General features: G+C 41.4%; 12 protein-coding genes. 3 read left to right on the top strand and 9 right to left on the bottom strand.

Annotated elements, in window-relative coordinates; all coding sequences use genetic code 11:
- Nucleotides 1–543 precede the first annotated feature (543 nt).
- Nucleotides 544–2,565, bottom strand: a complete 2,022-nt coding sequence (gene uvrB / locus ACHZA1_RS16640) for an excinuclease ABC subunit UvrB (protein ID WP_320052990.1) — start codon at nt 2,563–2,565, stop codon at nt 544–546.
- A 118-nt stretch (nt 2,566–2,683) separates the two neighbouring features.
- Between uvrB and ACHZA1_RS16635 the strand changes: the two genes are divergently transcribed.
- The 3 genes from ACHZA1_RS16635 to ACHZA1_RS16625 all read left to right on the top strand — a co-directional run bounded on the left by ACHZA1_RS16635 (nt 2,684) and on the right by ACHZA1_RS16625 (nt 5,324).
- Nucleotides 2,684–3,244, top strand: a complete 561-nt coding sequence (locus ACHZA1_RS16635; protein ID WP_320052989.1) for a manganese efflux pump MntP family protein — start codon at nt 2,684–2,686, stop codon at nt 3,242–3,244.
- Between the two features lie 100 nt (nt 3,245–3,344).
- Nucleotides 3,345–4,250, top strand: a complete 906-nt coding sequence (locus tag ACHZA1_RS16630) for a helix-turn-helix domain-containing protein (RefSeq protein WP_320052988.1) — start codon at nt 3,345–3,347, stop codon at nt 4,248–4,250.
- A gap of 93 nt (nt 4,251–4,343) precedes the next feature.
- A complete protein-coding gene (locus ACHZA1_RS16625) occupies nt 4,344–5,324 on the top strand; it encodes an aldo/keto reductase (protein WP_320052987.1) in 981 nt (326 codons plus the stop codon).
- A 129-nt stretch (nt 5,325–5,453) separates the two neighbouring features.
- On the opposite strand, the gene ACHZA1_RS16620 is transcribed toward ACHZA1_RS16625, so the two are convergent.
- The 8 genes from ACHZA1_RS16620 to ACHZA1_RS16585 all read right to left on the bottom strand — a co-directional run bounded on the left by ACHZA1_RS16620 (nt 5,454) and on the right by ACHZA1_RS16585 (nt 14,251).
- On the bottom strand, nt 5,454–6,398 hold the full coding sequence (locus ACHZA1_RS16620; RefSeq protein WP_320052986.1) for an alpha/beta hydrolase: 945 nt from the start codon (nt 6,396–6,398) through the stop codon (nt 5,454–5,456).
- 64 nt (nt 6,399–6,462) lie between these two features.
- The gene (locus ACHZA1_RS16615) at nt 6,463–7,092 is read right to left on the bottom strand and encodes a hypothetical protein (RefSeq protein ID WP_320052985.1); all 630 of its coding nucleotides are present in this window, start codon (nt 7,090–7,092) and stop codon (nt 6,463–6,465) included.
- 418 nt (nt 7,093–7,510) lie between these two features.
- Entirely contained in the window at nt 7,511–8,620 is a 1,110-nt protein-coding gene (locus tag ACHZA1_RS16610) for an acyltransferase family protein (RefSeq protein ID WP_320052984.1), read from the bottom strand.
- A 544-nt stretch (nt 8,621–9,164) separates the two neighbouring features.
- Entirely contained in the window at nt 9,165–9,587 is a 423-nt protein-coding gene (locus tag ACHZA1_RS16605) for a hypothetical protein (RefSeq protein ID WP_320052983.1), read from the bottom strand.
- A gap of 113 nt (nt 9,588–9,700) precedes the next feature.
- The gene (locus ACHZA1_RS16600) at nt 9,701–10,168 is read right to left on the bottom strand and encodes a hypothetical protein (RefSeq protein WP_320052982.1); all 468 of its coding nucleotides are present in this window, start codon (nt 10,166–10,168) and stop codon (nt 9,701–9,703) included.
- A gap of 378 nt (nt 10,169–10,546) precedes the next feature.
- Nucleotides 10,547–12,433: a serine hydrolase domain-containing protein gene (locus ACHZA1_RS16595; protein WP_320052981.1), complete on the bottom strand. Its 1,887-nt coding sequence runs from the start codon at nt 12,431–12,433 to the stop codon at nt 10,547–10,549.
- A 569-nt stretch (nt 12,434–13,002) separates the two neighbouring features.
- Nucleotides 13,003–13,884 (bottom strand): radical SAM protein, encoded by an 882-nt coding sequence (locus ACHZA1_RS16590; protein WP_320052980.1) that lies wholly within the window; start codon nt 13,882–13,884, stop codon nt 13,003–13,005.
- A 181-nt stretch (nt 13,885–14,065) separates the two neighbouring features.
- Nucleotides 14,066–14,251, bottom strand: a complete 186-nt coding sequence (locus ACHZA1_RS16585) for a hypothetical protein (protein WP_320052979.1) — start codon at nt 14,249–14,251, stop codon at nt 14,066–14,068.
- Between the last annotated feature and the right edge of the window lie 46 nt (nt 14,252–14,297).

The following is a 14,297-nucleotide window of genomic DNA, read 5'->3' as shown; positions in this document are numbered from 1 at the left end:
TTCTACTACAACACTTGGAACTTCTAGGAACGACCTTCGATAATTTAGATTGTTCTTTCTGATGATTCCACCTATAAGACGCATCAGAAATAAAAATGTAACCTCGTAAGTCCCCATTTAACAATATTTAGTCGCCAAACCATGTATTGCGTTGAAATACCATCTTTTAATGTTATCGTACATAAAAAACAACACCAATAAACAGCATTCCACACTTTTGAATCACACATTTTCTCAACATGTGGAATGTCTTCAACACTTTTTTATTCAATTCAAATCCCCGAGAATAACTGAAACTTTTATTATTTATCGCATACAAATAGGAATCAACCAATTGATGGTTCAAGTTTATTATTAAGTATATATTTACAGAACGAAGAATGATGGTAGGCATCCTTCTTGCAGTAATAGTATTGTTGCCGTATAGAAGCAATAGACATTAATTAGCCCCATTTTTCACACACACGATAAAAGGACAGAGATTCATTAGATGAAAATCTGTCCTTTTTACCTTTTAATAAGTTCGAAAGAATTGAAGCAGCCCTACTTCGTTTTCTTATCTGCTATTTCTATCAGGGCAAACATCTCATCACGGTACTTTGCAGCTTCAATAAAGTCGAGATTCTTAGCGGCCTTCTCCATATTCTCTTTTGCCAGTTGAATTGACTTTTGAATTTCATTTTTAGACATATAACCAATAATAGGATCGGCAGCAACGCTAACCTTTTCGGGTTCAACGTAGGCCTTCCCTTCGGCTGATTTAGAAAGTAAATCGCTACTTAATGCACCTTTTGACGATTTGTAAACCTGACGAGGCGTAATATTATGCTCGATATTGTAACGAGCCTGCTTTTCGCGGCGTCGGTTGGTTTCGCTAATGGTCTTCTCCATCGAATCGGTAATCTTATCGGCATACATAATTACCAGACCATTAATATTACGGGCTGCACGGCCTGCCGTTTGGGTTAGCGAACGTGCAGAACGAAGAAATCCTTCCTTATCGGCATCAAGAATAGCAACCAAAGAGACTTCCGGTAAATCGAGCCCTTCGCGAAGAAGGTTAACTCCTACCAGCACATCAAACAATCCGGCTTGCAGATCCTCCATAATTTGAATGCGCTCAAGCGTTTCTACATCGGAGTGAATATAGCGCGTTCTGATGCCCATACGAACAAGATACTTGGTTAACTCCTCTGCCATACGCTTGGTAAGCGTAGTTACAAGGATTCGCTCCTCCTTCTCTGTCCGCTTGTAGATCTCTTCGAGCAAATTATCTATTTGATTTGCTGTTGGACGGACGTCAATAACAGGATCGAGCAACCCTGTTGGGCGAATAACCTGCTCCACAATTACGCCTTCGCTCTTTTTTAGCTCGTAATCAGCCGGAGTTGCGCTTACAAATACCGCCTGGTTCACCAGCGTCTCAAACTCATCGAACTTTAATGGACGGTTATCGATTGCTGCAGGAAGTCGGAAACCGTATTCAACCAGGTTATTTTTTCGGGAGAAATCGCCGCCGTACATTGCACGCACCTGCGGAATTGTCACGTGGCTCTCGTCAATTATTATTAAGCGATCGTTAGGGAAGTAATCGAGCAAGCAGAATGGACGCATGCCCGCTTTACGTCCATCAAAGTAGCGAGAGTAGTTTTCGATGCCAGTACAGTACCCTAGTTCCTTTAGCATCTCCATATCGTACTCAACCCGCTGCTTTATGCGCTTTGCTTCAGCAAACTTTCCAACGCTATTGAAGAACTCTACCTGATGCACCAAATCATCCTGTATTTGACGAATGGCATTGTTCATTCGCTCCTTGGTGGTAACGAATAGGTTTGCTGGATAGATAAGTACCTCATCTGGCTCATCGATAACCGAACCAGTAACAGGATCGAATATCTCAAGGCTTTCTATTTCATCACCCCAAAAGGAGATACGGTATGCGCTATCGCTGTAGGCGAGGTAAACATCAACCGTATCGCCCTTAACCCTAAAGCGACCACGGGCAAACTCCACCTCGTTGCGCGAGTAGAGCGCATCTACCAAACCGTACAGCAACTTATTTCGGCTAAGCAGCTGACCGCGTTGGAGTTTTATGGTTGTTGCATGAAAGTCTTCGGGATTACCAATACCATATAAACATGATACTGACGACACAACAATAACATCTCTCCTACCCGACAGCAACGCCGATGTAGTGCTTAGCCTTAGTTTCTCCAGTTCGTCGTTAATAGCCAAATCCTTTTCAATGTAGACATCGGTAGTAGGAATATACGCTTCGGGCTGATAGTAATCGTAGTACGATACGAAGTACTCCACCGCATTCTCGGGGAAGAAGGTTTTAAACTCACCGTAAAGCTGCGCAGCCAACGTCTTGTTGTGGCTAAGGATAAGCGTAGGTCGGTTAAGCTGCGCCACCACGTTAGCCATGGTAAATGTTTTGCCCGAACCCGTTACTCCAAGAAGCACGCTATACTTACTATCTCCCTTAATATTTTCCACCAGCTGACGAATGGCTTCGGGCTGATCGCCCGTTGGCTTAAATTCGGATGTGAGCTTAAAATCCATTATGTTCTCCTTATCGTGATCTGCAAAAATACAAAGATGCATGAAGCTTTATGCCTGCATATCCACCCTTTTTGGTACTTTTGCCGCGAATTTACAACATTATAGCAGTCATTTTATTATGGAATTCCTCACCCTTTTTGCCCTCGCCGTTGGACTTTGCTTTGATACCTTTGCCGTTTCGGTATCAAGCGGACTGATGAAACGAGAGATTACCTTTAATCAAGCGCTTCGAATTGCCTTTGTACTGGGAACTTTTCAAGGGTTAATGCCTGCTATCGGGTGGTTTTTAGGAACAAGCATTAAGGGATTTATCGAAGAGTGGGATCATTGGATTGCCTTTATTCTACTTGGTGCACTTGGCGCTAAAATGATCTACGAGAGTTTCAGCAAAGATGATGATAAGGAGTTCGATCCGCTTAATGTAAAGGTGATGGTTGGAATGGCAATTGCCACCAGCATCGACGCGCTAATTGTTGGCGTTAGCTTCGGGATGTTCGACGTTAACCTTCCGCTTGCCGTTATCGTTATTGGAGGGGTTACAGTGCTAGCCTCGATGCTCGGCATCTTTTTTGGGAAGAAAACTGGTGCGCATTACGGTGAGAAAATTGAAATTCTAGGAGGAATAATCCTGATTGTCATTGGTATAAAAATAGTGGTGCAGCATATTTGGTTTTCGTAACCTAATCTATATTCAGAGTTAGGCGGCATTAAGTATAGGTGCAAACTAGGATAGATTAATAAGTAGCACTTACTTATAGTTTCAGCAAATATTTAGCGATATGCAAGACATAAAATCTATCGAAGATCTCATCGAAATTCAAAAAGCGTGTGGAATATCTTCCGAACTAATTGATAATTCGACTCTGCATTCCGATGGCGGCACCATCTACATTATTCGTCGTGAGGATTTTTACAACAAGCAAGTTCCATATAGCCGCAGAGATTTCTTCAAGATATCGCTAATGATAGGCGATGGCACGCTATGCTATGCCAGCAAAGGAATAAAAATAGATCAAGCCGCCCTTGTGTTCTTCAATCCTCTAGTGCCATACGCTTGGGAAACAGTGTCTGAAAACCAATCGGGCTACTGCTGCCTATTTACCGAAGAGTTCGTTACGCAAAATAAGCTGCTAAACGATTCGCCTTTCTTTAAAATTGGAGCCGACCCTGTATTCTTTTTAAGCGAGCAGCAAAAGGCAACGCTAAGCATACTATTCGAAAAGATGCTTGCTGAGATTGGCAGCGAATACAGGTACAAGTCGCTTCTTCTCCAAAACTACCTGGAGCTAATAGTACACGAAGCGCTTAAGATGAAGCCATCCGACAGCTACTTTACCTATACCGATGCATCAACCCGTATTACAAACCTATTTTTAGAGCTGCTCGAACGCCAATTTCCGGTTGATCCAATAAAGCATCCGCTAAAGCTAAAAGCGGCAAACGACTTTGCCTGTTCGCTATCGGTGCACGTTAACCACCTTAATCGTGCAGTTAAGGAAATTACCAATCACACCACATCGTGGCATATTGCCGATCGGGTTATACGCGAAGCAAGATTGCTGCTTAAAAATACCGACTGGTCCATTGCCGATGTTGCCTATAGCCTCGGTTTCGAATACCCTGCCTACTTTAATAGCTTTTTTAAGAAACAAACAGGATTGACACCGCTTATCGTACGCAAGTAGCAGCTTGAATTTTATAGCTATCTGTTTGAATTCTGTTATGCAACTCAAACCTCCATAGCCTATTTTTGCGTTACAAATCAACAAGATAAAAAGATGAAATATCGCGAATTAGGACAAACCGGCGAAAAGGTATCTGCTATTGGGTTAGGCTGCATGGGCATGAGCCATGCCTACACGGGTAAAAACGACGAGGAATCGGTGGCAACTCTTCAACGCGCTATTGAGCTTGGGGTAAACTTTTGGGATACCGCAGACTTTTACGGCAGCGGCGCTAACGAGGAGCTAATATCCAAGGTGCTAGTCCCCAATAGAGATAAAATTATTATTGCCACCAAATTCGGGTTTAGCGCTACACAAGAAAATGCATTCAAACTCGATGTATCGCCTGCATATATGCGCAAAGCAGTAGAGGCCAGCCTTCGCAGGCTTAAGATTGAAACCATCGACCTGTACTACGCACACCGTATTGATCCTAACGTACCAATTGAGGAAATGGTGGGTGCCATGAGCGAGCTGGTAAAAGAGGGTAAGGTGCGCTATTTAGGACTATCGGAAGCATCGGCAACATCCATCCGCAAGGCAAACGCGGTGCATCCCATTACGGCTTTGCAGAGCGAATACTCGCTACTAACGCGCGATGTAGAAAAGGAGATTATTCCCCTTTGCAAAGAACTCGGCATATCGTTTATTCCATTTAGCCCACTAGCACGTGGCTTAGTTACCAACACCATTGATAGGGAAAAGATGGATAGTAACGACTGGAGAACAACACTTCCTCGCTTTTCGGGCAAGAATTGGGAGAACAACCAGCACCTAGCAGCCGCATTTGCCGATATGGCCTCAGCCAAGGGATGTACGCCAGCCCAGCTAGCGCTAGCGTGGGTACTTGCTCAAGGAGACAACATTATTCCTATTCCTGGAACTAAGCAAAGAGCAAAGCTGGAGGATAATGCAGGAGCGGTAGACGTAAGCCTTACTCCTACCGACATTGAGGAGATAGAAGCATTGCTCGCCCATTTCCCCAACGTGGGATCGCGCTACCCCGAAGAATTGGAGAAGCTAACCAAAAAGTAAAATGTAAGGCCATACGGCATGATCATCCTAATAAAGTAGGACTGGCAGCACTAAAGTGCTGCCAGTCCTACTTTTATATCTGTGATACAACGGCTAATATATTCCTGCGAAGTAGCGTCCTCTGAAATTTTACTTTAAATTATCCACCATAAACTCCTTAACCGAATAGGAAACATCCTGCTCCAATTTCGTCTTTTTACTATAGATGTACATGTAATGCCTAACGTTCTTCTTCGCCAGCTCTTTCGATAGCACCATTGCATGCCCCCTGTGATGCTCTATAATATCAAAATCTTTGGGGAAGCGCTTCTTCTGCATGTTAATCACATATACCGGAGGATCGTCAGGCGAAATCATTCGAAGCATATCGTACTGCTTTGGGATGCTATCAATTAACGGCTTAAAGCCATTATAGGTTGGGTAGCCGTAAAAATTAGCCATAGAGGAGTAGAATTGCTTCTTCTTTAGCCAAGCCACCATGCCAAGATTCGGAATAAAATCGAACCATCGGAATAGGTTGTAGGTAGCCTGAGTGGAGATTGCCCCTACACATCGTAGTCTAGTCGATTCGCCGAGCAACGTTGAATCACCCTTAATGGCGAAATCGTCGTGAAAGGCGAGGTATAAGCTCGATCCGGCTCCTGCCGAGATGCCGTAGCTGCCAATACGCTGCTTATCGATGTTATACTTTGAGGCATTATGGCGGATGTACTGAATAGCCCGTTTTACATCGTTCAGGCATCTTCCTACACCTAGTGAATCGTCAGACTTATAGAACTGGTAGCTAATGGTGGCAAATGCAATATTGTGCTGCAGAAAGTAGGCGATATCCTCCTTTCTCCTTTCGTACGCCTCCTGCTTATCGCCCCAAAGGAAACCTCCACCATGAATATAAACGACCAATGCCGTCGGCTGCCCGCTCTTAGGCATAATAATGTCGAATACGTTGCGCTTTGCCGCACCATACCGCTCGTTGCTAAGCATCTTGCAACCGATGCCGCTTAAGAAGTCTGGCTTTTGCGCTGCTGCCGATAGCGAAATAAGCAGAAGAACTAGTATTGCTCGATATTTCATGGATGCTATGTTGTTATTAACTAAATCTGTTGCAAATAAAATATGAAAGATAATGAGATGTATGCTACTTCAGCAGCCCCCTTTCGCGTAAATTCTTATAGATATCGGCAATATTTACAGGTATATCGAACCGAATTAGCCAGTTAACGTCTAAGCCATTATGAATGGCGGCTTTCATTAAGCTGCTATTATTGCCCACCAAATTTCCTATGGATTCTATATCATCCCTAAACTCCAGGTGCAGATCTTCATGCTGCTTTTGGATAAGCATTAGGATCTTAAAGATGCGTGCCACAATATAGATGATTAAAGTATAGGCCTTGCCGTACCTTTCGGCAGCAATGCGCCCATTATTTAGCTCCATAAGCTGTCGTAACAAGGTACAATTCAGGCTTATTTCGCCAACCTTATCCTTAGCAATGTAAACATGCTCGTTTATCTTTCCGCTTATGGTGCGAGCATCCATCAGTAAGTATCCGGGAGAGTAGTAGGTATCGGAAGCATGCTTAATGTCCTTTATTATTTCGCTTTTAAGCTGCTCTCTTTTATCCTGAACCGAATCGGTATCAACCAGCTCGAAACGGAGCTTACTTGCCAGCTTCATGTCTTTCTTTAGCAGCCTTAGTATCAGCTTATCCTTTTCCTTGCTGGGTAGCAGCTCTAGGGCTCTTTTAAATTCTGGATCAAAAGTCATATTCTTCTTTTTGGGTCAATCAACCTTCCGTAAGGCATACCTACATCACCTATCCGCTTGGCCGATTCCTTATTTTCAATAAAAGGAATTATTGCATTAGCGGTACCACTAAACTATTGCTACCAACGGAGCATCTATACTGCTAAGCTAAAACTTTTACCTCTTTTATCCTAACTCGGCTAGATAAAATCGAAGGGATTGCGCGCTTAGGAATCCCATGATTACGCGTATTCCCTCGCCATTTCGATTGTAATTAAACCTTTAGGTTTCGGGCTACCTTGTTGTTGTTTGCGATTGTATATCTCCTACGGAGAAAAATGCAGATGGGAGAATGCTATTCTACAAGACTGTAACCACTACGTGGTATTCCCACCACTCAAAATTTGTCCTTAGGACATTACTATTTGTAGTAGGTAAGCTACTGCCCTACACCTTTACCTTGAGGAGAGAATCGCGATCGCGCAAATACGATTAGGTGTTGAGCCTTGCTACTATTCTTTAGTCTAGACGTAATTCGTTCGATGAGCGCCTCGCTTACCTGCTTTCGAATTAGCTCGATAATAGCACCGGTAACAAAAATAGACAGAACCAGCAGTCCAATAGCGCCAGCAAATAGCACCTCGGAATCGCCATAGGTAGCCTTTAGGCTAGATACCCAAGCAACAAGGATGCATCGGATGCTGCTATATTCGTGAATCATATATACCCCAAGTACCGTGCTTGCCGCTACATTAATTCGACGGCTATACCGAATATCAAGATTTTTAAATATAAAGAAGAACGATATTGAGGAGATGATTAGCAACGGGTTGTTATACGCAAAGAGCCAGACAACGGTGCTCTGCTTTTGGTAGTGCAACAGCAGCATCGTTAGGCAAAAGATAACCGAGCTAATCGCAATAAAGAAAGCCAGAGGCGACTTAAAGCTTATGGAGTACTGCCTTACGTAGCGCCCAATTAGGTATATGACAATAAAGTTGAATATGGAATATCCCTTCTCCGAGATAGTTCCAAAGAAGAATCCCGAAAAGCAATTGATGAAGAGCAGGCCAACCATAATCAACTTAAACTGTCTTCGATCCAGCGACTGCACGCCGCTGTTTAGTATCGGCGAAAGGATGTACAGCCCAATATAGGTAGAAATAAACCACCACATGTTTCGGGATATCGGTAGCAGCGAGTTCACTACGTTAGTAGCATTCCAGATAGACGGATTAATGGTTGCAAACAGCACGAAGAGCAAAAACGAGTAGGATGCCGCCTGAAAGAATAGCGAGAAAAGGGTGCGTAGCCTAAACTTTATCCCAAAGTAGCCCGAGATAAACACAAACACGTTAACCGCTACCACCACTATGCAGTTTGCTGCTATTGCCCAGTAGGTGAGATTATCAAAATGAAACGAACGCCTCCCTATATTTGCCAAACCCAAGCCATGTACTATAACATGGTGGGTAATAATCATAATCATTAGAGCTATTCGAAGCAGCTCTATATTCGATTGCCTCTCCGGCTTATCCATTCTGCTCATAAACGGTTGCTTGCTAGCGCCACGATATACCCGATGGGCGCTGTTCTTACCTCTGTTGGACGAAGGTTGCTTCCGATAGAAGTCAATGCTAAGAATAATTTCTAAAACAGAGATTCATAATCGCAATAACTTATCCTCCCGCTTTGACGAAAGGCTGTGGTGGGTTAAGACGTTATCACCCACCCCCAACCCCTCCCAAGGAGGGGATAAACAGTTTCAATCATGAACTAGTACTTAATATCTATCCTTTTTTTCAAAATCTCAGTTCTATAAAGGCTTAGCTTAACGGCTATGAGGCATAGCCTTAGCCCAGCTGAGAAAAAGATAGAGCCCTACTATCGCGAACATTCCCTCGGCTATCAGTAAGCCGACAAAAGTAGCAATAATGACCTCAGATAAACGCTGCTTTACAGCACATTTTGGGGCAAGCAGCCTATACCTATATTCGTTAATCCGTATTGATACAAACAGAGCCGCACGACGGTACGGCTCTTCTTCTTTGCATCGAGGCTTGCTTATTGAACTTCCCACGCCTGGTGATAAACTATCTCGTCATTTTCAATAAAATACCTGATTCATCTATCAAAAAATACACATCGTTATTGACAATCCCATATTCTATTTGCATTAATGAATATCCATCCGACTTACTACCAATCTTAATGGTATGGTTCTTTTCTGAAATTATCCATTTGGAATTCTTCGGAATGTATAACTCCTTAAAGAATGCTGCTGTATTAGGCGGAAAGATAAGGGTAAAGTTTCCAGAAGCCGAAAATTCAAAAACGGCATTTGTAAAACCTTGCTTCACCGCATCAATCTGCTTTTGCATCTCAGGATTATCTGGCTTTATCGATATCTTAGCCTCCGCTACAATCCAAGAACCCACAATTTGATCTTTACCCAAATTCTGAGCATTACTGCTGAATGAAAGAAGCAGTAAGGCTAAAAAGAAATAAGTCCTCATGTACATTGTATTACTTTACGCTACGATATACCGCAAGGCGGCTATAAACACTATACTAATCGTGATAAAACTTACTTGATCTTTTTACGCAAGGCTACTTTAAACCAAATATTCTATAGCGACTCTGTCGTAAAGGTTATATGAGTAAATTTTAGGTGATGAGAGATTTCACGCAACAGTAGAATCACCGCAAAGTTTACCGAGTTTAACTCAAGACCTTCAGGTAAATGTCGACTCATAACCACCCTTGCTGCTAGGCTAAATAAGTCCTCAATTTCCTGCCGCTGAATAGTTGGTTGATTAATAGCATATTTTCTGAATACCTCTTCAACAATTGGGCTTAGAATAGCTAGCCCCTCATTGTCACCTACGAGCTTTTTATTGCTCATCAGCTCATCCTCAATAAAGTTAATGGCATAATCTGTTTCACCTTCAGTAGGAATATTGCTTTTAAAAAAGCGATCAGCAATAAGCTGATAACCTGCGTTCAAAACTACCTCGTCCTGCTTTTGACCGTTACTAAAGAATTGAAAAGTAAGTTTCTCCTTTTCAACGTACAAAACACGACTACTTTCTTTCATGTATCAATCCATTTTAGATGAAAACAGCTGGCAAAAAGCTATATATAAATTTATCTTCCTATTCTATAGATCAAAGAAGAACCGTAAAGGTATAAAATGTTCGAGAATCGGTATTAATGGCTGAAATATGTTACCCCTATTGGAATAACCCAATAGGCTACTGTGGCTATCCTTCAATATAGGTTCAACAGATTCGCTTATCCTTCTTCCACCCGCGTTAGGCGAAGACTTCTACCTTCGCCATTTCTATCATTGCAGGCTATAGCCTGCAAAATAGATTCGTCTGAGGCTGTGCCTCAGACGAACAGAACCTTGCACTCGAGTAAACTTCGCTTAGCGAAGGCAAGATGGACAATGTGCTTTTCAGCAAACCCTAAATTAAATCCAAGTAGGAATGCCAATCAAACCTGTGTATATAAAGTAAATCATAATAATTAGATTTAACACAGTAGCTAATGCTGAATGAAAATAGAATATTTTAGACATCTTTTCGCGTCGCTTTTTGAAGATGTAGTACGCCGACCAAATTGCTGCAGCAGAGTAAATAATCCCGCAAATAAATACGACTATCGATATTGGGTTCATGGTTCCAAATATTTGAAAAGCATCGTACCTATTATGAATTGACAACATTAACAAAGCAGCAGCAGCTAAGATGAACGAATAGGTAATAATTGGAAGTAAGCCTACGAACATGGCAACTTTACTTTTCTTTTTCCCAAACAAAAAGACCAAAACCGCTAGAAGGCCAAAAATAACCGAACTAAATAGGACGATAGGTAGTGAATAGAATATGCCAAGTAGGGTGTAAGCCCATAGCGGTGAAATCTTTTTTAAATTAGGCCATATTATGCTACCATTTAATGGATCGTTTACAACAAAAAGTGTAATTCCATTTGTATCAACTGATCTAAACTTGTTATTGCCTGCATAAACATATTTATTTAATGAACCACCGTCGTTAAGTCTCTTAGTATAAATCGTATCGTCTTTCACCCAAACTTTGCAAACACTTTTAGGAAGGTCTAGCGCTTTGGTTAAGTCAAATTTAGGATAAATACAGGAGTAATAACCCGATGGATTTATATCAAGCTTATACTTTTTAGTAGCTATTTCGACCGATTTTTGTTTTAGATTTTTTGTTTGATAGCCCCTTATTACATCGACTATTTTTTTCAACGATTCTTCATCACCGTCGTTAATCATAACAGCATACCCCAACCGGCTTTCTTTAATATACCCAAAATTGGCATTTCCACCAGGAAGACTTCCCCCATAACCGCGATATCTAAATCCATTAAACGCTTCAGCATAATTGGAAAAACCACAATCGTTCACAAATTCTTTCGGTACAATTTTTTGAAAGCTTTCCCCCCGTTCCATCCTGCAAATAGACGAATCGGATAGTATTCGAACCTTGTTGACCTTACCTCGACTAGTAAGAAACGTAATAAATTTTGACATGTCGGCCGCCGAGCTATTGAGCGCTGCTGCAGGTCGATAAAGCAGGTTTAAGTAGCTTAATTTAATGCCATTTTCGTATAAAGTAGCCCCTCTTTTTTTGTACTGTTCGGTTTGAAGAAAGGACGTAGATTCCATACCCATTGGCTTGAAAAAATTAACGTCCATATATTTATCAAAGGTAAGACCAGATACTTTTTCGACAATATAAGCTGCAACAGCACTCCCTACATTGCTTTCACTAGACTTTGTTCCAGGAACAAATATGGATGTTCTGGTTTTAGGATAAAAATCGAGCGCCTCCTTTAGCGTTTTTGGTGTTGGATTATCGTAGCCTAGCTCTGCCATACTCCAGTATTTCCAGCCAGAAGTGTACTCAAGTAAATTTTCTATTCTAATGGGATGGGTAGCCTCCCATGGATTGTTAAACTTAATTTCCGGGATGATATCTTTTATCTTATCTTTTAGGTTTAGCCGCCCCTCTTCTTGCAATTTTAGTATTGCCAATGCAACAAAAGTCTTCGAAACTGATCCGAGTCGAAATATTGTATTCTCATTTGCATTGATGTTCTTTTCGAGACTTGCTTTACCAAACCCTTCGTCCATGATTGTCTTATCACCAGAGACTAAAACCACACCGGCACCGGGTGTTTTTGTTTCTCTTAATATCTTTCGAATTGAGTTTTTTAACTCTGTCAGACTTTGGGGTTTCTTATTATCAGCTGCTTTTTGAGCGAAAGAATCTAACCCATTACAAATAATAAGCAGCAATACTAGTACTATTGCCTTTTTTACTCTTTCCATCGTATCATTTTTTAATAAATTCCTAAAGCTGTTATTCTGTTTTTTCTTTTTTGTAAAGCGAAATAGTCCCATGGTAAGCGATCGCTTTACTTGTTTTTGCAAAACCGCATGCCTATACGTACATGTCGGCGCAATAACAGTAGATAAGACAAACAGGATAGTTTAACGTTACAATAAATAATGTTAAATAAATATGATTAAATGAAGTTCGGCGGAGTAAAAATGCGAAACCAATGAAGCTAAAGAATAGAAGGCTACCGACGCTCAGCTGCGGACTTACTCAATAATTCGGAGCATAGCCCCGCGTTAGGCTAAGACTCCTGCCCATAGCCGTCAAACTAAGAGATACCCTACTTAAAGGAAGTGCTTATGGCATGCCTATTTTCGACTCACCCCTAAATTCCCTCTCTTAGCCGAGTGGTTGGGTAGCCAGTAAAACAACGGTTACTTCTTCTACCTATTTTGCTTAAGCAATGCCTGCTCGGCTAAAAAGAGGGGAATTCCAGCGCTCCGATTAGGCAGTAGTTATATCCGTACCACATCCCAATCGCTTTAATAAAGTATCTGCCTTATACTTTATGCATTTTTTCCTTCATTGGCTTTGAATAGCTACTTGATAGCTGGTATTTATCCCTTAGCTCATTAACCATTTTATATAGATTATCCTTGTACTCCCTGTTTGCCCCGCCTTTTTTATATAAATCAAGAAAATACTGGTAAAGCTCAGGAAATTGGGTTTGTATAAAGCTGAAAAATGATGTCCTGGTTTTACCCCTTAAGTACAATGTGCCGGGTAACATATAATGAACCTTAGCATCGCAGGCATAATAACAGAGTGAGTTCAGATTCTCATAGCCATCCGTTAAATATGGAATTATGGGCATTACGTGTAGTCCTACAGAAGCATTTGTTTTCCTGAAAGCTTTGAGCATTTCGAATCGTTTCAAGCTTTCGGCAGCACCTGGCTCAATCAGCTGTCGTATTTTCTCATCGGTAGTTGTTATTGTAGAGGCAATATTTACATATGTTATCCTCGATAGCTCATCAACTAATTCGTAATCGCGTAAACCCAAATCTGATTTTGTCGAAATAATGGCAGGTGTTTTATACTTTATCAATAGCTTCAAAACCTCCGGCATTATTTTATACGTTGCCTCACAAGGTTGATAGCTGTCGGTAACACCCCCAATATTAATAATCTCACGATTCCAACTTTTGCTGCGAAGTTCAACCTCTAGCATCTCAACAATGTTGGATTTTATATAAATATTCTCTGAGAAATTATCATCGTCTAAGTATTCGTGAGAATACATGGCATAACAGTATTGGCATTTATGCTCACACCCCCGATAGATATTCAAATCCCAACCATACGGATATTTCCGCTTAAGTGGGTTTAAAGCAGCTTGACAACTTGTCTCGATATAATTGGCTGTTCGTTTTGCTTCCATTACAATATATTTGGTTAGGATTTACTCAATAATTCGGAGCATAGCTCAACAGGATAGCCCTCAGTATTTCTTAAATGTACATCCGCATCTTCCGATCAGCCAAACTAATTGGTCCGCTGATAGAATTCACGGCTTTGATCCGCCCACCCTTGTGCATATTATATGACGAGCAAGGGGCATTCTACATTAAGTCTTTTCTATGAAGTGTAATGAAGGCTGTAGGCATCCACCACATGTTTACCCCAAACGAAACGGATACGATTTCATATCCTTCAAGAGTTTTCTTGTTAAGAACCTCTTCAACCTTTCTAATCAGCGAACTCATCGACCATGAGGCTGAGATTTTAATTATAGTATACCTCTTCATTTTCTTTTAATTTTTCATCTTTCAATTTTTCGCTTACCGCTATTCC

Origin of the sequence: uncultured Acetobacteroides sp. (assembly GCF_963667355.2) — a bacterium.
Taxonomy (GTDB): Bacteria; Bacteroidota; Bacteroidia; order Bacteroidales; family ZOR0009; genus Acetobacteroides.
The sequence above is the reverse complement of the archived record's forward strand: the minus strand, read 5'-3'. Positions and strand labels throughout refer to the sequence as shown.